The organism is Bacillus thermozeamaize (genome assembly GCA_002159075.1).
Classification (GTDB): domain Bacteria; phylum Bacillota; class Bacilli; order ZCTH02-B2; family ZCTH02-B2; genus Bacillus_BB; species Bacillus_BB thermozeamaize.
Map to the genome: position 1 here is coordinate 17,218 of LZRT01000097.1, position 19,261 is coordinate 36,478.

At 55.7% G+C, this 19,261-nt stretch carries 14 protein-coding genes and 2 tRNA genes; all 16 read left to right on the plus strand.

Translation table 11 applies throughout. The annotated features are described in order from the left end of the window. Positions 1-188 precede the first annotated feature (188 nt). Positions 189-968, plus strand: coding sequence for a hypothetical protein (locus tag BAA01_06340; GenBank protein ID OUM85749.1), 780 nt, complete (start codon positions 189-191; stop codon positions 966-968). 321 nt (positions 969-1,289) lie between these two features. Next, positions 1,290-2,204: an AAA family ATPase gene (locus BAA01_06345; GenBank protein OUM85786.1), complete on the plus strand. Its 915-nt coding sequence runs from the start codon at positions 1,290-1,292 to the stop codon at positions 2,202-2,204. After that, positions 2,201-3,481 carry a hypothetical protein gene (locus BAA01_06350; protein OUM85750.1) on the plus strand — a complete coding sequence of 427 codons (1,281 nt, stop codon included), beginning with the start codon at positions 2,201-2,203 and terminating at the stop codon, positions 3,479-3,481. Before BAA01_06345 ends, BAA01_06350 begins: the two co-directional genes overlap by 4 nt. Next, the gene (locus BAA01_06355; protein ID OUM85751.1) at positions 3,468-5,744 is read left to right on the plus strand and encodes a hypothetical protein; all 2,277 of its coding nucleotides are present in this window, start codon (positions 3,468-3,470) and stop codon (positions 5,742-5,744) included. Before BAA01_06350 ends, BAA01_06355 begins: the two co-directional genes overlap by 14 nt. Positions 5,745-5,966: 222 nt before the next feature. Then, positions 5,967-7,265 carry a guanine permease gene (locus tag BAA01_06360; protein OUM85752.1) on the plus strand — a complete coding sequence of 433 codons (1,299 nt, stop codon included), beginning with the start codon at positions 5,967-5,969 and terminating at the stop codon, positions 7,263-7,265. Between the two features lie 66 nt (positions 7,266-7,331). Beyond that, entirely contained in the window at positions 7,332-8,834 is a 1,503-nt protein-coding gene (locus tag BAA01_06365; GenBank protein ID OUM85753.1) for a hypothetical protein, read from the plus strand. Positions 8,835-8,859: 25 nt separating this feature from the next. Then, positions 8,860-10,050 (plus strand): hypothetical protein, encoded by a 1,191-nt coding sequence (locus tag BAA01_06370; protein OUM85754.1) that lies wholly within the window; start codon positions 8,860-8,862, stop codon positions 10,048-10,050. Between the two features lie 123 nt (positions 10,051-10,173). Next, positions 10,174-11,001, plus strand: coding sequence for a hypothetical protein (locus BAA01_06375; GenBank protein ID OUM85755.1), 828 nt, complete (start codon positions 10,174-10,176; stop codon positions 10,999-11,001). A 2-nt stretch (positions 11,002-11,003) separates the two neighbouring features. Continuing rightward, a complete protein-coding gene (locus BAA01_06380) occupies positions 11,004-12,443 on the plus strand; it encodes a hypothetical protein (GenBank protein ID OUM85756.1) in 1,440 nt (479 codons plus the stop codon). 50 nt (positions 12,444-12,493) lie between these two features. Continuing rightward, positions 12,494-12,754: a hypothetical protein gene (locus tag BAA01_06385; GenBank protein OUM85757.1), complete on the plus strand. Its 261-nt coding sequence runs from the start codon at positions 12,494-12,496 to the stop codon at positions 12,752-12,754. Positions 12,755-12,843: 89 nt separating this feature from the next. Further along, positions 12,844-12,920, plus strand: a tRNA-Ile gene (locus BAA01_06390). Positions 12,921-12,931: 11 nt separating this feature from the next. After that, a tRNA-Ala gene (locus BAA01_06395) sits at positions 12,932-13,007 on the plus strand. Between the two features lie 253 nt (positions 13,008-13,260). Then, positions 13,261-13,662, plus strand: coding sequence for an S-adenosylmethionine decarboxylase proenzyme (locus BAA01_06400; GenBank protein ID OUM85758.1), 402 nt, complete (start codon positions 13,261-13,263; stop codon positions 13,660-13,662). A gap of 163 nt (positions 13,663-13,825) precedes the next feature. Further along, positions 13,826-16,222, plus strand: coding sequence for a 3-hydroxyacyl-CoA dehydrogenase (locus BAA01_06405; protein ID OUM85759.1), 2,397 nt, complete (start codon positions 13,826-13,828; stop codon positions 16,220-16,222). Between the two features lie 37 nt (positions 16,223-16,259). After that, positions 16,260-17,444, plus strand: a complete 1,185-nt coding sequence (locus tag BAA01_06410) for an acetyl-CoA acetyltransferase (protein OUM85760.1) — start codon at positions 16,260-16,262, stop codon at positions 17,442-17,444. Positions 17,445-17,476: 32 nt separating this feature from the next. Beyond that, positions 17,477-19,252: an acyl-CoA dehydrogenase gene (locus BAA01_06415; GenBank protein ID OUM85761.1), complete on the plus strand. Its 1,776-nt coding sequence runs from the start codon at positions 17,477-17,479 to the stop codon at positions 19,250-19,252. The last annotated feature ends 9 nt before the right edge of the window (positions 19,253-19,261 follow it).

Consider the following 19,261-nt stretch of genomic DNA (forward strand, 5'->3'; position numbering starts at 1 on the left):
ATGGTTTTTATTGCAATTTTGATTCGAAGTGATACGTTATTTGCTAGAGGCAGTTAGGAGCCAACGTCACCTTGCGTGAGAAACACCATCGGGGGGGATTTTGTGAAAGCAGCAAAAATAGCCGTTGCGGTGATGGTTGCCGCCATGCTCATGTTTTTGGCGACAAAACCGGATTATCTGGATGCGACGTGATATATAAAAGTGTGGATGAGCCGATTACCAATTACATTCCGGAACTGCGAAACAGGGGATTCCAGGATGTTACGATTAGGCACCTGCTTGCCATGTCATCGGGTATCAAGTATAAAGAAGGATTGCTTCTGTGGGGCGATGACACCAAAACGTATTATGCGACGGACCTTCGCAGGATGGCGTTGAGTGAAGTGGAGATGAAGGAAGAGCCGGGCAAATTTTTTTGGTATAACAACTATCATCCGCTCTTGCTTGGAATCATCTTGGAGCGGGCGACGCACAAATCGGTTTCCCAATACTTGGAAGAAAGAATATGGAAACCCTTGGGAATGGAATATCCGGCATCGTGGAGCACCGACAGCCTTGAGCACGGCTTTGAAAAAATGGAAAGCGGCATCAACGCGAGAGCAATTGATTTTGCCAAGTTTGGCAGGCTGTTTTTGCATCAAGGGAATTGGGAAGGCAAACAAATCATCTCCCCACATTGGATCGCCGAGTCGACACGACCCAACCGAAGTGTCCACCCGGATTACTACCGGTACTACGACAACCAGTCCCTGCAGAATTTTTTCCGTTCGGATAGCGGTTATTACCAGTATCTTTGGTGGGGCTACCGAAGAGGTGATACCGGTTATGACTTTTTTGCGATGGGCAACTATGGGCAGTTTATTTATGTGTCTCCTCTGAAGCATGTGACTATTGTCCGGAACGGCCGGGATTGGGGAAAAGTGGACGAATGGCAGAAGATTTTTTACGACATTGCATCAAAATTATAGGAGACGGATGAGCATCGCTACGGCATGAGGCCGTTGTATTTAATTTTGACAAAAAATGAAACAGTGCGGTGGTTGCGTGGAGAAGGTATAATGAACATGAATGCTTGAGGTTTATGAATGCTCGAGGTTTGATGCGCAAATGGCAAGGGCTGTTGCGAAGGATGTATGAAGAAGGAAAAAAAGGACTGTGAATGTGGATCTTGGGGTGAGATGAGGTTGTTCGATTTCAAGCGAAAGGCGGATCACATGATCACAAAGGCAATGGAGCAGAAGCTTGGATTGGAGAGACGCAACGAGCCGGCACGTCTCGGCCATCCGCGGATGATGGAAGTGCTGGAGCATGTCAAACAGGTGATCATCGGCAAAGATGATGTGATTGTCAAATGCCTGGTGGCCATTGTGGCAGGAGGACACCTGCTTTTGGAAGATGTTCCGGGGGTCGGCAAGACGATGCTGGTCCGGGCGTTGGCCAGGACATTGGGATTGCGCTTTCAGCGGATTCAGTTCACGCCTGACTTGTTGCCCTCGGATGTCACCGGTGTATCGGTTTACAATCAGCAGACGGCCCAGTTTGAATTCCGTCCTGGGCCGATCATGGGCAACTTGGTGTTGGCCGATGAGGTGAACCGCACTTCGCCCCGCACGCAGGCGGCGCTCCTGGAAGCGATGGAAGAAGGAAAAGTGACGGTGGATGGGACCACTTATCCGTTGCCCCAGCCTTTTTTTGTTTTGGCGACGCAAAACCCTGTGGAATATGAAGGAACGTACCCGCTGCCGGAAGCGCAGCTGGATCGGTTTATGTTCAAGTTGAGTCTCGGGTATCCCAGCCCCGAGGATGAGGTGGCGATGTTGGCCCGCATGCAGACAGGCGGGATGCTGGACAAGCTGGAGCCGGTGCTGAGTGCCGAAGAATTGCTGCAGATCCAGGAAGAAGTCCGGCAAGTGGCAGCCAGTGAGCTGATCCAGTACTACATCGTGCAATTGGTGGAACAGACGAGAAAGCACCCCAGCATTTACCTGGGGGTCAGTCCACGGGGTTCACTGGCCTTGTTGCGCGCTGCGCAGGGACATGCCTATCTTCACGGGCGCTCCTATGTTTTGCCGGATGATGTCAAGGCCCTGGTCTATGACACGCTTGCCCACCGGCTCATCCTGCATGCCGAGGCACGACTGGGCGGTTTGAAGGAAAGGGATGTGTTGGAGGGGATTTTGCAGAAGGTTCCGGTGCCCATATGATCCATTTCTATCCAAAGATCGGGGGATGGTACCACGGGATGAAGCAGACCAATCTTTGGTTGGTTGTTTTTCTCTGGCTGGCAAGCTTTGTCTTTTGGAGATTTCAGGGCGGGTTTGTCAGCGGTTTTCTCTTTTATACCGTAACCGTAGTCAGTGTCTACGAGGGACTGGTCTGGTTGGTGGGCGGCTATGGGGTGTCGGTGGAGACGATCATCGAAGACAGAAAGTGGACCAGAGGAGACACATTGCGTGTCCAGCTCAAGCTGCGCCGCCGTTTTCCCATGCCGTTTCTTTGGATCAAGGTTGAACAGGAGCTTCCGCGGCGTCTGCAGGCGGTTTGCTCCCCGGAGATGATGTTCCGGCTTCCTTGGTTTCAAAGAACCCTGACCTTTGCGTACGAATTGTCCCCGTTGCCGAGAGGGCAGTTTGTCCTTGGGGAAGTCCGCGTGACGACAGGGGATCTGTTCGGCTTGCTGCACCGGCAGATTCGCTTGCATGTGCGAGAGGAGCTGGTGGTTTATCCACGCTATCAGCTATTGCGGGGGTGGGCAGCCGGGGCAGGGGAACACCAGGCCGTCCGGACGCCTGTTCCGCACCGGAACCTCAGGCAACAAGAGTCTACGCTGGTGGCCGGAATCCGGGACTGGCAACCAGGGGATCGCCTGAATCAGATCCACTGGAAGCAGAGCGCACGCACCACCGGACTGAAGAGCAAATTGCCTGAACGGCAGGGTAAAGGTCCGGTCCTTATCTTTCTCGATTTATATCGTCACAGCTATTCGGAGGCCAGTCTTCATCTGCTGGAGCGGGGGATCGAGCTTGCTCTCTCGCTGGCCTATGCTGCGGTGTCCAGCGGCCAGAGCGTGGGCTTGGTGGCTGAGGGACGGCATCGGGTTCGATTGACGCCAAAGGCGGATCAGAGGCAGCTGCAGCAGATCTGCCGCTACCTGGCTGTTGAGGAGGCGGTGGGAGAAATGAATCTCCCGTCTTTAATCCGGCAACAGTTGCCGCAGCGGACAGGCGGCCAGCAAATGGTGATCATCAGCCCCAGGCTCGATAAAGCGCTGGTTGAACTGGTTCGGCAAGGGGTTCAGGTCCAGCGTGCGACATCCATCCAGGTTTTTTGGTTGACTGAATCCGAAACGGAACGGGCTCAGGAAGCGGCCTGTGCCCAGCTGTTGCGGTTGGGCGTGCCGGTTTACCGGGTGGCTGAGGATCGCCTGCAAAATCTGTTCTTGCAACATCCGGCCAAGGAGGGAGGACATGTCGGTTCGTAGAGGTGTTCATCTGCTGATTGTCGCCCTGTTTCTCTTTTTCATGGGTTGGGAATGGCTGAAACCTTTTCAAGTGTTGAGCGATACGGCAGACTTGCGGATCTTTTTGTCCTTCCTCGCCGTGTTTTGTTTGTCCCGGCTGTTCCGAAAGCCCCGTTGGCTTCCCTTTGCGCTGACTTGGACCGGGTTCGTCTGTTTGTTTTATGTTCATTATTACCGGGATACCGGATGGTTTTCTCTCAGCTGGCTGGGTGCATGGGGCCGCGAGATCAAGGCCAGCCTTCCTTTCCTGCTTGCCCGTGACTGGCTGGCGATGTCCCCTCTCAGTCGCACCTTTTTCTTTCTCATCGCTCTGTGGTTTGCCTGTTTTGTCATCTGGCACTATGTTTACGTCAAGCGGCGTGTGTTGTGGTTTGTCTTTTTGAGTGTGGTCTATTTTTCCGTATTGGATACTTTTACGCCGTACGAAGGCCGTTTTTCCATCATGATGACCCTGGTGTCAGGACTTTTCCTCATGGCGTGGCTCCGCCTGCCGCTGTCCGACGGGCGCCTGCCGTTGCGCATGGGGGTTCAATGGCTGGCAGGCAGTTTGGCGCTGCTCATGTTGGCCACGGCTGTGGCTTATGCGGCGCCGAAACCGGCACCCGCCTGGCCCGATCCGGTTCCCTGGCTGCTTCACCGTGGCCAACCGGAAGGCATCCCGGGCAGTGCGAAGAAGGTGGGGTATGGAACCAATGATGCCCATTTGGGAGGACCTTTTGTCCAGGATGACACCGTGGTCCTGGAGGTTCAGACGACGGAACGGGCCTATTTGCGCGGCGAGAGCAAGGATTTTTATACCGGCAAGGGATGGATAAGCATGACCGCGGAAAGGGACAAAGACAGCCCGCTCACGGTTGCCGTCGGGGAGGAGGTCCCTCCTGATTTTCCCCATCTTTTTGACGACACGGCGATCGCCGTCCGGCAGGTGGAACAGCAAATCGCATGGGCGGCGGGAGCGCCTTTGCTTGGAGGCGGAGCAAACAAACGCTACCCTATCTTTCACCAGGGGATGGTACAGGTGGTAGAGGAGGCCGCCTTTCAAAAGCGCGTTTTCTCCGGTGATGCCGGCGCTCAGACGTTGATCTGGGGCGATGAAGCCAGCGGCATCTTTACGGAGGAAAATCCTGTGACGAAAGCCGTGGTGCGCTCCGTGTTGCCGGTCATTGACGAGGAAAAGATGCGGCTCACCGGACAGGCATATCCGGAGGAGATCCGCCGACGTTACCTCCAATTGCCGGAAAGCCTGCCGCCGCGTGTCAGGCAGCTGGCCGCGTTGATTACCCGCGACGCCGACAATCCCTATGACAAGGCCAAAGCGGTGGAACAGTACCTGCGTTCTCCGGAGTTCGTATATGACACCCAAGAAGTCAGTATTCCGGAAGCGGATCAGGATTTTGTGGACCATTTTCTTTTCGAGTCAAAAAGGGGTTATTGCGACTATTTTTCGACTTCGATGGTGGTGATGTTACGTTCGGTAGGGATTCCTGCCCGCTGGGTGAAGGGGTTTACTGCAGGAGAGCTGGTGAAAAAGACCGTCCCACCCGCTGACGGAGAAGCGGGTGCCAAGGAACAGAGCTACTATGAAGGGAAGGTTTACAGCCGAAATGCGCACTCCTGGGTGGAAGTGTATTTTGAAGGCGTGGGCTGGTTGCCGTTTGAGCCGACAAAAGGCTTTGTGATGCCGCAAATGACGCAGCAAGAGGCCGTTTCTGCCGTGTCCCCTGGGGATGAACCGCCGGAACAGGCAGAACAGAAACCGGAAGAGGAAAGCGGGGAACAGGCCGTTTCCGGACCGCCAATCGGCTGGCAGGAATGGATGCCGCTGTCTGACGGGCCAGACGTGCGCATCGCTTTGGTGACGTTGGCGTTGTTGATCTTGATGGGGTTGGCCTGGTGGCGGTACCGAATCCATCTTTGGTTCTGGTGGCAGGCAAGGCGGATGAGAAGCCGTGACGTATCTCCGGAAACTTACCTGAGGGCATACCGGCGGCTGCTCGCTTCTTTTGCCCGGCGGCACCGGCGAGAGCCGCGGGAGACCATCCGGGAATACCTTCAGCGAATACGGGTGGGTGACGAGCTGGAGGAGGATTTGGCGCGCCAGACCGTGTTGTACGAGCAGCTCCGCTATGGCGGGCGCGCTTCCGATACCCTGGAGCAGGGCGGGTTGAACCAAATGTTTCACGCGCTCTATCGCTCGTTTCTTGCCATGCACTCCAGGAAGTGAAAGCGGGAACGGAATAAGAGGTGTTTTTCCGAACGTTTGGCATGGAATAGCAAATAAAATTCGCTTTTTCCATTGACGGATGGCGATATTACTGGTAAGATCCGTATGGATCGTTCGCCATGCGGTCATCTGCCCTTGTCGTGGGATTCAGATGGATTGGAGAAGATCCAGGGAAGTTCCAGATACCTGGATCTTTTTTATTTCAGAGGAGGGATAAATGAAATGGAAAGGTTCTTCCAACTTCGTCAAAATGGGACGACCATTCGCACCGAGATCCTGGCCGGTTTGACCACCTTCATGACGATGGCTTACATTTTGGTGGTTAACCCGGCGATTCTCGGGAAAGACGGTGGCATGGACTTGGGAGCCGTCTTCGTCGCCACAGCGCTGTCATCGGCGTTGGGAAGTCTCCTGATGGGGCTTTTGGCCAACTATCCGGTGGCATTGGCACCCGGCATGGGACTCAACGCCTATTTTACGTACACCGTGGTGCTGGGGATGGGTGTGCCCTGGCAGACGGCGCTGGGAGCGGTGTTTATCTCCGGCTTTCTCTTTTTGCTTCTGACCGTCACGAAGGTGCGGGAAACCATTATCAACGCCATTCCCACCGGGATGAAGCATGCCGTCTCCGGGGGCATCGGTCTGTTCATCGCTTTCGTCGGCCTGAAAAACGCGGGGATCATTGTTTCCAATGAAGCGACGCTGGTAAGCCTGAATGCGAATTTGGCCGATCCCAATGTGTTGTTGACCTTTTTCGGACTCATTGTCACGATTTTTTTCCTGGTGCGCAAGGTGCGCGGAGGCATCTTCTATGCGATGCTGACTACGGCCGTCGTCGGGATGATTGCCGGCGTCGTTCCGCTGCCGAAGGGGATTGTTTCAGCGCCGCCGTCGATTGCTCCGACCTTTTTGCAGCTGGATATTCTCGACGCCCTGAATATGGGATTGTTTACGATCATTTTCGCTTTTCTGTTTGTCGACTTGTTTGACAACACAGGGACACTGGTGGGTGTGACCAATCAGGCCGGGTTTCTGAAAGACGGCAAGTTGCCTCGTGCCGGCCGGGCTTTGACTGCCGATGCGTTGGCGTCCATGGGGGGATCCCTGCTGGGGACATCCACTGTCACTTCCTATATCGAGTCGTCCGCAGGCGTAGCAGCGGGTGGAAGGACCGGCCTGACAGCCGTCGCGACAGCGGGATTTTTTGTGCTGTCCATTTTCTTTTTCCCTGTCGTAGAAACGGTGGCCAGCACCGCTGCGGTTACCTCTCCGGCCTTGATCGTGGTCGGGGTGATGATGGCTGCCAGTTTGAAGGAAATTGAATGGAAGGAGATGGCTGAAGCCATCCCCGCATTTCTCACCATGATGCTGATGCCGTTGACGTTCAGCATTGCTACGGGAATCGCACTGGGATTCATCGCCTATCCGCTGGCCAAGTTGTTTGCCGGTCAGGGGCGCCAGGTACATCCCGTCATGTACGTGCTTGGGATTTTGTTTGTCCTGCGATTTATCTTTTTATGAGCGAAGGTTCAACTGTAAACATAAAGATCGGGTTTGTCTCATATAACAGCACAGAAGGTAACCTCTGTGCTGTTTTTTTTTTGGAGGTGGACGGACTTGCCGGCGTTTTGGCGGGGAAAATGGCGGTTCATTTGGCTTTTTGTGGCGGGGATGATGGTTTTTTTGCTCGGGTGGATCTGGCATGCCTGGTTTGTGCGGGACGAGCCGGGGGATCTTTTTTTGTCGGCATACGACGGGGAAGTGCTGATCGATCCGATTGGCAAGCAGATGACGGGGATCTGGAAGTGGGAAGGGATCAATCGCAGCGACCGGCTGCTGAATGAGGTGGTTTTTCATGTCTATCCGCGGCAATTCCAGCCGGACATGCCGACCCGTGGACGTCATTGGGAACCCCTGCTCGGAGAAGAGCGTCTGCCGGGCCGCTATGAGATCCAGCGTGTGGTGGTCAACGGCCGGCCAGTATCGTACCGCCAGGAGGGGACGCTTTTGTACCTGGATGAACTGAATTGGCGGAAAAAAGAAAAGTTGCAGGTCGTGATTCACTTTTTGCTGCGCCTGCCGAAAAACGAAGGACGGTTGAGCTATGACCAGCATGCCATTTGGCTTGGGAATTGGTCCCCGCAGCTGGCGGTTTACGAGCGAGGGACGTGGCATGCCTACCCGTATTATCCAATCGGGGATCCGTTTTACAGCCGGGTTGCCGATTATCGTCTCAAGGTGAGCCTGCCGCAAGGGTATACGTTGATTACGACGGGCCATGACCTTTTGCAGGGCACGCCTTACGGGGAATGGGTGCAATATGAGGTGAGCGCCAGGCGGGTGCGGGATTTTGCGATGGTGGTCGTGGATCAGCAATATGCATATCTTCAGGAGCAAGTGGGGAACGTGACGGTCAATACCTGGTTTTTGACAAGCGATGATGTGCGGGCTGCAACGCGGTTGCACCAGGTGGCGGTACAGGCGCTGCAATTTTATCAGGAGAAGTTTGGACCTTACCCCTATGAGGAATTCGACGTCGTCCGAACTAGCGGCTTTTTTGGCGGCATGGAGTATCCGGGTTTGGCGTTCGTCCGAGGAAAGTTTTTTGAACACCCGGAGGATCGCTATGGGACGGTGGTGGTGGCCCACGAGACGGCGCATCAATGGTGGTATGCCGCCGTCGGCAGCGATCAGGTGGGCGAGGCGTGGCTGGATGAGAGTTTGAGCGAATTTTCCACCATGTGGTTTCTCTCTGACATCGAACCTGAGTACGGCCAACTGTATATCGCGGGAAAAGAACGTTATGTCGCCAGCCCTCCCGGCGATCTGAAAGAGAAAAGCGGTCCCGTCCGCCGCCCGTTGTGGGAATTTGCCGATTGGGAGACCTACGATTATGATGTCTACCAGCGGGGCGCGATGGCGCTCTGGCGGGTATATCAACAACTGGGCGCGGATAAAATGATGCGTTTCTTACAAGAATACTACAGGGAATACCAGTTCAGGGAGGCGACGGGAAGCGACTTTCAGCGGCTGATGATCCGGCACTTCGGCAGGGAGCGGTGGGAGGAGCTGGCTGAGCAGTTGCAATAGGAAAAAGATAGGAGCGTTGACAGAGATGGCCGGACGGGTCAAGCTGCTCAGATTGGCGGCGCTGTGGCTGATGCTGTGCATGGGCATCTTCGGTTGTGCAGGGGGGATGTTCGGCATCTCCATCACTGAGAAGATCCCTGAAAGCTGGCAAACGGAGATCCGCGAGTTGGTCAGACAGCAGGAAAGCGCGGTGATCAGCGGTTCGCTGGAACGGTACATGCAGACGATTGATGACCGAGATGCCGTTTATTGGCAGGAACAGCGGCACTGGTTTACAGATGCTGCCGCGTTTGTCAAGGAGAGGAAGTATCGGCGGAGCGTGAGCGCATTTTTGGAGAGGCGGGCCAATGATGAGGTGGTGGCGCTCATCGAGCAGCGGGCGGAAGAAGGAGGGAAGGCGCGCCGTGTCCGGGTGCCGATTTGTTTTCGGCGAACACCCGCGGGGTGGAAAGATGCCGATCTGCCGTTTTTGGAAACACGCAGCCCGCATACGATCGTCAAGGTGACCCATCAGCGGCTGTTGCCCTTTGCCAGAGAGCTGCAGGGGATGGCCGATCAGGTCCAAAAACGGCTGGCCTCCCTTTACGGCTGGAAGCCGCGGCAGCCCGTGGCGGTGAAATTGTATGGAAAGAAGGACTGGTTTCTTCAATCCGTAAAATGGTCGCTTCCCGACTGGGCGGGAGGCTGGAATGAATACGGAGAGTCGATCAAGCTGCTGGTAGAGGCCAATGCCGACATCTCAGACCGGTACAAGACATATTATCATTCCGCAATCATCCATGAGATGGTGCACAAGATGTTGGGTGAGCTGACCAATGACAATGCGGCCTATTGGCTGCAAGAAGGGTTGGCGGAACAGACGAGTGCACGCATGGATCGCATCCCGGAAAACGATGCACTGCCTGTCATTCCCCGCTCGGAACTGTGGAGCTGGCCGAAGCTCGCCTCCGTCCAGCTGGAACAGCTGACTGCGGAGGAAGCGCCCCAGTATTATCATCAATCGCGGCTGATTGTGGAATTTCTGCTGGAGAGATACGGATATCAACCTTTGCGCGAGGCGTTCCGGCTGCTTCGCCAACAGCCCTATATTCCCGCAAGCACCGCGGAAAAGTTGCAGGAGGTGAACCGGAGAACCGTCAGGGCCCTTGAACAGGCGCTGGGCAAACCGTTCCAGCAATTGGCCGAAGAATGGTGGATCTGGGCCACGGGTCAATAATGTCCCCTTTCGAAAGAGGCGAGGATGTGTTTATAATAATAGCTAATGTTACGATTTCGTGACCGGTTGCCTTGAGCAACCGCGGGGAGAAGCCGGGACAATCAAGAGGAATGGGGAATCGGAATGACAGTATGGCTGGCTTTGTTGTTGCTCTTGTTGGGCGTGGTGGCAAGCACGATTGGCAGCATCGTCGGCTTGGGCGGCGGCGTGATCATCGTGCCGGGTCTATTGTTTCTCAGTGGCTTGCTGCCCTCTCTCGCCGGCGTGACAGCTCAGGTCGCTGTGGGCACTTCGTTGCTGGTCGTGGTTTTTACCGCTTTATCATCCACCCTGTCGTACATGAAGCAAAAAAGGGTGGATGTCAAGAGCGGCCTGCTTTTTTTTATCGCCAGTGGGCCGGCTTCCATGTTTGGCGCCTGGCTCAACCAACATGTCACCTCTGAGCGCTTTCAGGCTTTTTTTGGGTTGTTTCTGATCTTGATGGCCTTCCTTTTGTCGATCCGGGATCGGATCCGGCCACGCCGGGTGAAGTGGCATGTGGAGCGGCTATACGTGGAAGCGGGAACTGGCCGGGAGTATCGGTATGGCTACAATCACTGGATTGCTCTGGCGGTTTCTTTTGTTGCCGGGATGATGGCCGGATTTTTCGGGATAGGCGGCGGTGCCCTGATGGTGCCGATGATGGTGATCTTTTTCGCTTTTCCGCCGCAACTGGCGACGGCCACCTCGATGTTTACGATTTTGTTGACCAGCTCGTTTGGCAGCCTGACGCACGTCTTTTTGGGGAATATCAACTGGCTTGTGGCGCTCTTGCTCATACCGGGAGCCTGGGCGGGCGGGAAGCTGGGCAGCTGGATCTCCTCGCGCATGTCCGGAAAGGCGTTGATTTGGTTTACGAGGCTGGCGATCGCAGGGGTAGGTCTCAACCTGCTGATTGAGGGGTTGTGGTAGGCTTGAGGGAGCTGACGATTCATTTTTTGCATACCAACGACATCCACAGCCGTTTTGAGCAAATGCCGATCATTGCCTATCAGGTGCGCATGATGCGCAAGCGTTGGGAGGCGCTCGGGGAGCCGGTGATCGTGTTGGATCTGGGGGATCACATGGATCGGATGCATCCGGTGACCGAAGGCACGGAAGGGCAGGCCAACGTAGACATTTTAAAGACACTGGGTGCGGATCTGATCACGATCGGAAACAATGAAGGGCTGACCTTTACAAAAGAACAGCTGGCCAAGCTGTACAAGGATGTTCCGTTTAAAATTCTTCTGAGCAATATGGCGGATCGGGAGACAGGACAGCCGCCGGCATGGGCAGAGCCGTTCCTGTTGCTTGAGGTGGGAGGGATCCGGCTCGGCTTTCTCGGTGTCACGGCAGCCTTTCAAGCCTTTTACAACCTGATGGGGTGGGAGATGTCTTCGCCCCAGGAGGTGGTGGCCGGCTGGATCCACCGTTGCCGGGACCAGGTGGATCAATGGGTGATTCTGTCTCATGTCGGCATCCACGAGGACATCCGGCTCGCGGATGTCCTGCCGCCGGGGAGCCTGGTTTTTGGGGCGCATACCCATCATGCCTTTCCGGAAGGTGAGTGGCTGGGCGATATTCTGCTTGCTGCGGCGGGCAAATTTGGCGAATACCTCGGTCATGTCGAGGTGCGATATGATCTCGACAAGCGGCGCGTCAGCCAAATGCGTGCCGAGCTGATCGCCATGGAGCCTACCAGGCCGGCCGATCCCGAAACGCAGGCGGTGATTTCCCGCCATCGCAAAGCGGCTGCCCAGGTTCTCAGCCAGCCAACCGCTTGGGTGCCGGAGGCGCTGCACATCCGTTATGATGCGGAATCTGATCTGGGGAACCTGCTCGCCGACGGCCTGCGCCGGATTGCCAATGCGGACATCGGGCTGGTCAACTCCGGCCAATTGCTGGGCAACATCGAGGCGGGGATGCTTAGCAAAGGGACTTTGCATCAAATTTGTCCTTCGCCGATTAACCCCTGCCGGGCGCGGATCAGCGGTGAGGTGTTGCTGAAAAGCTTGGAGCAGTCCCTGCTCAGGGAGTTCCAGCAACGGCCGATTCGCGGGTTTGGCTTTCGCGGAAAGGTGCTGGGGAACCTCAGCACATCCGGCCTGCGCGTCCAGTATGACCCGAATGGCCCGGCGTATCGAAAAATCAGACGGGTCTGGGTCGGCGATGAGCTGCTGGAGCCGGAGAAAATGTATACCGTCGGGATGATTGACATGTTTACGTTTGGCGTCGGATATCCAGAATTGCAGAAAGGACTTGATTTTACCTTTTATTTGCCGGAATTCCTGCGGGATATTCTGGAGCAGGATCTGCAAAATCCCAGGTTTGTCAGAGAGGCGAAGCGGCGTCTCTGGCAGCCGCTGTCATGACTGTTCCGGAGATGAACATCATGAATTTGACTAAAGGCGGTCGATAGGTGATGAAGATTGTGGATGAGATTTACGCCATGTACCGAAATGTTCTCCGCGGCGATGAAGAGGATATCCTCGCCCTGGTGATGGGATTGTTTTTGGACCACAGCCGGGAAGATTTATTAGCGATGATTCAAGGACTGTCCAAAGAGGAGCTCCTGCAAATGGTCACCCTGTACACGTATCAACTCCTGCGGCTGAAACTGTCGAGGGAAGGAATGGGGGATCCGCCGGATAAGGATGAACAGGCGCTCCGGCGGTTTCACTGAGGACAAGCGCAATACCTTGCGGCTGAACCATATTGACGTGCCGGGTGTTCCGTGTTAAAATGCAGGTGGTCAGCCAGCAAGACCAATGTGGGCCTATAGCTCAGCTGGTCAGAGCGCACGCCTGATAAGCGTGAGGTCGGTGGTTCAAGTCCACTTAGGCCCACCATGTTCATCGAAGGGGCTATAGCTCAGTTGGGAGAGCGCCTGCCTTGCACGCAGGAGGTCAGCGGTTCGAGCCCGCTTAGCTCCACCATTCCGTCGCGCCGTCTTGTTGGGGCTGGCCAACCAACGTGCCACCAGCAGGTGGTTTATTTTTTGTCATCTATTGAAAAGTGACGCGTTCTATGGTAACTTAGTCCTCGTTAAAAGTTGGATTCGCGTGCTGCAGGAACCAGATTCACTGAAAGGGTAAGGAACTCTTTGGACTAACTTTCCCCCGTGGTGAATGCGTAGGTCCTAGCGATTTTTTTCCACACAAAAAAACTTGCTAGGAAGGGGGCCGAAAGGTGGCGTACTCAACCTTCGGAAGACACGTAGCGGTGGATACGTGGGGTGTCGACTTCGATCTGCTGAATGATGTAAAATTTCTGGAGAAAAAACTGGTCGAAGCTGCGGAATTGGCAGGGGCTACCGTCCTATCGGTGCAATCCAAGCAATTTGAACCGCAGGGTGCAACCGTGCTCGTCCTCTTGTCGGAAAGCCACATTTCGATTCACACTTATCCAGAGAAAGGGTTTGCTGCACTGGATTGTTACACCTGCGGCGAGGTGGTCGATCCACAGGTGGCCATTGATTACCTGGTATCCATTCTCAAGCCGAAGAAGTTCTACCCGAAAATGCTCATGCGCGGGACTGGTCCGATTGAGGTGACCAATCCGTTTGAGAAAAAAGTAAAACTGGCGACGTAATCCAAAAACCCCCGTTCAAGCGGGGGTTTTTCAGTGCAAAAAAAAACAGCCGTCCGACAAAATGGGGGATGACGAGAGAGAAAACTTATGTCATAATGTGAATGAGGATTCATTCAATCCCCGATGAAAAACGGGCGAATGACAAACAGGGGGAATGCAAGCGATGCAGAGGAGGATTCATAAAGCGGCCGTCATCGGCGCAGGCGTGATGGGCTCGGCGATTGCAGCCCACCTGGCCAACGTCGGCATCCAGACTTATCTGCTGGATATTGTGCCGAAAGAGTTGACGGAGAGTGAAAAAGCGCGCGGACTGACGCTGGAAGATGCCGAGGTTCGCAATCGCCTGGCGGCGCGCGGTGTGGAGAACGCCAAGAAAAACATGGCTTTTTACGATAACGACGACGCGCAGAGAATCACGGTGGGCAACACCACCGATCACCTGTCCTGGCTGTCAGAGGTGGACTGGATCATTGAAGCAGTGGTCGAAAACCTCCAGATCAAGCAACAACTGTTTGCAGAGCTGGAAAAGGTATGGAAACCGGGAACCATCGTCAGCACCAACACCTCAGGGGTATCCATCCATCAAATGGTGGAAGGCCGCTCTAAAGTCTTTTGCAAGCACTTCCTGGGCACCCACTTCTTCAACCCGCCCCGGTTCATGAAATTGCTGGAAATCATTCCGCATCGGGACTCTGATCCGGAGATCATTCAGTTCATGACCCGGTTTGCGGAAGATGTCCTGGGCAAGGGCGTGGTGCTGGCCAAGGATACGCCAAACTTCATCGCCAACCGGATCGGCACCTACGGACTAATGACGGTTCTTCATCTGATGCTGGAAAAAGGGCTGGGGCCTGAGGCGGTTGACGAGCTGACCGGTCCGGTGATGGGCAGGCCAAAAAGCGCCACGTTCCGCACGTTGGATCTGGTCGGCATCGACACGTTTATCCACGTCGCCAACAACGTGTATGCCAACGTCACGGATGAAGCGGAGAAAAAGGTGTTTGAGGTGCCCGCGTTCATCAAGGAGATGGTGGCAAAGGGCTGGATTGGCCGCAAAGCGGGACAAGGGTTTTACAAGAAAGTGAAAACGGATGCAGGAACGCAATATCTGGTCTTGGACGCGCCCTATCTGGAGTACCGTCCGCAGCAAAAATTCAGCTCCGCTTCCTTGCAGGCCGCAAAGGCGGCTCCCGGCCTGAAAGAGCGGTTCAAGGCATTGCTCTGGGGCAAGGACGAGGCGTCGCAATTCGTCTGGGAGATGACCAAGCGGGTGCTCCTCTACACGGCATCCAAGTTGCCGGAGATTGCCGATGACATTGTGGCCGTGGACAACGCGATGAAGTGGGGCTTTAACTGGCAGCAGGGACCGTTTGAGACTTGGGATGCCATTGGACTCGTGGAAAGCGTGGAACGGATGAAGGCGGAAGGAGAAACCATCCCCGAGTGGGTGGAAAAATGGATTTCAAGCGGCAAAACCTCGTTCTATGAAAAGACAGAAGCAGGCCTGTTTTATGCGGCGCTTGATGGCACCAGCAAACCGGTGCCAGCCAATCCGAAGCGGATCTCGCTTCGCACCCTGAAAGAGCAAAACCGGGTGATTCGTTCCAACAGCGGCGCCAGCTTAATCGATCTGGGAGACGATGTGGCGCTCCTGGAGTTCCACTCGCCCAACAACGCCATCGGGGCTGACATCGTGGAGATGATGAACATCGCCGCTGAGGAAGTGGAGAAAAACTGGCGCGGCCTTGTGATTGCCAACGAAGGGCAAAACTTCTGCGTCGGCGCCAACCTGATGCTGATCCTGATGGAGGCCCAGGATGAGAACTGGGACATGATCGAACTCATCGTCAAGCAATTCCAGGATGTCAATATGCGCTTGAAATATTTGCGGCGTCCGGTGGTGGCCGCCCCGCACGCCCAGACACTGGGCGGAGGGGCCGAGGTCTGTTTTCCGGCCGCTTTGGTGCAGGCTGCGGCGGAGACCTATATGGGCCTTGTTGAGGTGGGGGTCGGGCTGATTCCCGGCGGTGGGGGGACAAAAGAGCTGCTCCTGCGCAATCTTGCCACCGTTCCGCAAGGTGCCGGGGTGGACCTGCAGCCGTTGGTCAACCGCACTTTTGAAACGATTGCGATGGCCAAGGTGGCGACCAGCGCGGCCGACGCCAAGAAGCTGGGCTTCCTGAGGCCGCAGGATCGCATCAGCGTCAACCGGGATCACCAGATCCACGATGCCAAGCAGGCTGTTCTGGAACTGGATGCGCGCGGTTACCAACCGCCCGTGCCGCCCAAGATCCGCGTCGTCGGGGAACCCGGCGCTGCCGTGATGAAGCTGGGGGCCTACTCGATGCGGATGAGCGGCTACATCAGCGACCACGACATGAAGATTGCGAACAAGCTGGCGGATGTGCTGGCTGGCGGGAAGGTGCCGGCTGGTACCGAAGTGACCGAGCAGTATCTGCTGGATCTGGAGCGGGAAGCTTTCTTGAGCCTGGTTGGCGAACCCAAGTCCCAGGAACGGATGCAACATTTGCTTGTCAAGGGTAAGCCGCTGCGCAACTGATGAAATACAAACAAGACATGAGGAGGAGGAGAAGCCAATGAGAGAAGCCGTGATCGTTTCCGGGGCACGCACGGCCGTCGGCAAGGCGCCGCGCGGTTCGCTCCGAAACACCCGGCCGGAAGAGCTGGGGGCCATTGTCGTCAAAGAGGCGATTCGCCGCGCTCCCGGACTGAAACCGGAAGACGTGGAAGATGTGATCATCGGCTGTGCCATGCCGGAGGCGGAACAGGGGCTGAACCTGGGCAGGATTGTCGCCGTGCGGGCCGGCTTGCCCACGACGGTATGCGGCATGACGGTGAACCGTTTTTGTTCCTCGGGGCTTCAAACCATCGCCCTGGCCGCCCAGCAGATCATGACCGGTATGGCCGACGTGATCGTGGCCGGCGGCGTGGAGAGCATGAGCATGGTGCCGATGACCGGCAACAAGATTGCGCCCGACCCTTATCTGGTGGAACACATGCCGCAAATTTACATGTCGATGGGGCACACCGCGGAACAGGTGGCCAAGCGTTACCAGATCACGCGCGAAATGCAGGATGAATTCGCGGTACGCAGCCACCGGCTGGCCCACCGGGCGATACAGGAAGGAAAGTTTAAAGAAGAAATTGTTCCGGTCACGGTGGTTGAGCGGACGTTTGACGAAACAAGCGGGAAAGTGATTGAGCAAACGAAGCAGTTCGACACCGACGAAGGGGTTCGTCCCGACACCAACATGGAGACGCTGGCCAAGCTCCGTCCGGCCTTCCAGGTCAATGGCACAGTCACCGCGGGGAATTCCTCGCAAACCAGCGACGGTGCGGCCGCGGTGGTGGTCATGTCGGCGGATAAAGCGGAGGAACTGGGCTTAAAACCCCTGGCCATTTTCCGCTCCTTTGCTGTCGGCGGTGTCGAGCCGGAGGTCATGGGCATCGGTCCTGTCGTGGCCATTCCGAAGGCGCTGAAGCTGGCCGGCATCACCGTGGATCAAGTGGACCTGTTTGAAATCAACGAGGCCTTTGCCGCGCAAAGCGTGGCCGTGATCCGCCAACTGGAGCTGGATCTGGAGAAAATCAACGTCAACGGCGGGGCGATCGCGTTGGGGCATCCGCTCGGCTGCACGGGGGCGAAACTGACGGTGCAACTGATATATGAGATGAAGCGCCGCGGCGGAAAATATGGCGTCGTCTCGATGTGCATCGGCGGCGGCATGGGAGCGGCCGGCGTCTTCGAGTTCCCAGCGTAATCGACAACAGCCATTTTAAGGAGGGAATGTGGATGAGCACACAGGAGAAAGTGAAAGGCGCCAGCTTTTTGCTGGAAGAGATTTCCCCGGAGCAAGTGTTTACACCGGAAGACATCACCGAAGAGCAAAAAATGATTGGGCGTACGGTGCTTGAGTTTGTGGAAAAAGAAATCGAGCCTGTACGGGAAAAGCTGGAAAGCCTCGATTACGACCTGTCGATCCAGTTGATGCGCAAGGCCGGGGAACTGGGTTTGCTCGGGGGAGAAGTGCCGGAAGAATACGGCGGGCTTGATCTGGACAAGATCAGCGCGACCATCCTCAGCGAAAACATGACTCGTGGTGGCTCCTTTGCGTTGACGCACGGGGCGCACATCGGCATCGGCAGTTTGCCCATCGTCCTGTTCGGCAGTCCGGAACAGAAGCAAAAATACTTGCCGAAACTGGTGACCGGCGAACTGATCGCCGCCTACGCCCTGACCGAGCCTGGCTCCGGTTCCGATGCGCTGGGCGCCAAAACGACGGCCGTATTGTCAGCGGACGGCAAGCACTATATCCTCAACGGCAGCAAGCAGTTCATCACCAACGGCGGGTTTGCCGACATTTTCATCGTCTATGCCAAAGTGGACGGGGAAAAGTTTACCGCCTTCATCGTCGAGCGCAACTTCCCTGGCGTGACCATCGGACCGGAAGAGAAGAAGATGGGAATCAAAGGTTCCTCCACCTGTCCTGTGATTCTGGAAGATGTGAAGGTGCCCGTGGAAAACGTCCTCGGGGAGATTGGCAAGGGCCATGTCATCGCCTTCAACATCCTCAACATCGGCCGCTTTAAGCTCGGCGTCGGCGCCGTGGGCACAACCAAATGGGCGATTGAACTGTCCGCCAAATACGCCAATGAGCGCAAGCAGTTCAATGTGCCGATCAGCCGTTTTCGCTTGATTCAGCAAAAACTGGCGGAAATGAACATCGCCGCCTATGTCAACGAATCGACCGTTTACCGTACCGCCGGCTTGATTGATCAGGCGCTGCAGGGGCTGGATTCCAACGCTCCGGACATCGGCGTCGTGACCGGCAAGCGGATCGAAGAATACGCCATTGAATGCTCGATCAACAAGGTGTTCGGATCCGAGATCATGGATCAGGTCGTGGATGAGGCTGTTCAGATCCACGGCGGATATGGTTACATCCAAGAGTATAAGGTCGAGCAGATGTACCGTGACTCCCGGATTAACCGGATCTTTGAAGGGACCAACGAAATCAACCGCCTGCTGATTCCGGGAACGCTGGTCAAGAAGGCGATGCGTGGCGACCTTCCTTTGCTTTCTGCTATCCAGAACCTGCAGAAAGAGCTTATCAGTTACATTCCGACGCCGGCTGAAGGCCTGCTGGGCGCGGAAAAAACACTGATTGACGCGGCCAAAAAGATCACGTTGATGGTTGCCGGATTGGGCGTTCAAAAGTACCAGACCAAGCTGGAGCAAGAACAGGAGCTGCTGGCCAACGTGGCAGACATGATCATCGCCATTTACACGATGGAATCGGCCTACCTGCGGACGCTGAAGGCCATCGCGCGCGATGGGGAAGCGGCGCATCAAAACAAAATCGACATGACGCGCGTCTATGTGCACGAGGCGTTTGAGCAAGTGGAACGACTGGCGCGCGAATCGCTGGCCGCGATCAGCGAAGGCGACCAACTGCTTACCCAGTTGTCCATTCTCAAGAAACTCGCGCGCCGCAATCCGGCGAACACCATTGCGCTGAAAAGGGCGATTGCCCAGCGGGTCATTGAAGCAGAAAAATATGTCAGCTAAAAGATTTCA

Bases quoted from the DNA above. Each gene is read 5' to 3' on its own strand.
- BAA01_06345 (OUM85786.1), top strand. From the start codon at position 1,290: ATGATGGAAGTGCTGGAGCATGTCAAACAGGTGATCATCGGCAAAGAT.
- BAA01_06350 (OUM85750.1), top strand. From the start codon at position 2,201: ATGATCCATTTCTATCCAAAGATCGGGGGATGGTACCACGGGATGAAG.
- BAA01_06355 (OUM85751.1), top strand. From the start codon at position 3,468: ATGTCGGTTCGTAGAGGTGTTCATCTGCTGATTGTCGCCCTGTTTCTC.
- BAA01_06360 (OUM85752.1), top strand. From the start codon at position 5,967: ATGGAAAGGTTCTTCCAACTTCGTCAAAATGGGACGACCATTCGCACC.
- BAA01_06370 (OUM85754.1), top strand. From the start codon at position 8,860: ATGGCCGGACGGGTCAAGCTGCTCAGATTGGCGGCGCTGTGGCTGATG.
- BAA01_06375 (OUM85755.1), top strand. From the start codon at position 10,174: ATGACAGTATGGCTGGCTTTGTTGTTGCTCTTGTTGGGCGTGGTGGCA.
- BAA01_06385 (OUM85757.1), top strand. From the start codon at position 12,494: ATGAAGATTGTGGATGAGATTTACGCCATGTACCGAAATGTTCTCCGC.
- BAA01_06405 (OUM85759.1), top strand. From the start codon at position 13,826: ATGCAGAGGAGGATTCATAAAGCGGCCGTCATCGGCGCAGGCGTGATG.
- BAA01_06410 (OUM85760.1), top strand. From the start codon at position 16,260: ATGAGAGAAGCCGTGATCGTTTCCGGGGCACGCACGGCCGTCGGCAAG.
- BAA01_06415 (OUM85761.1), top strand. From the start codon at position 17,477: ATGAGCACACAGGAGAAAGTGAAAGGCGCCAGCTTTTTGCTGGAAGAG.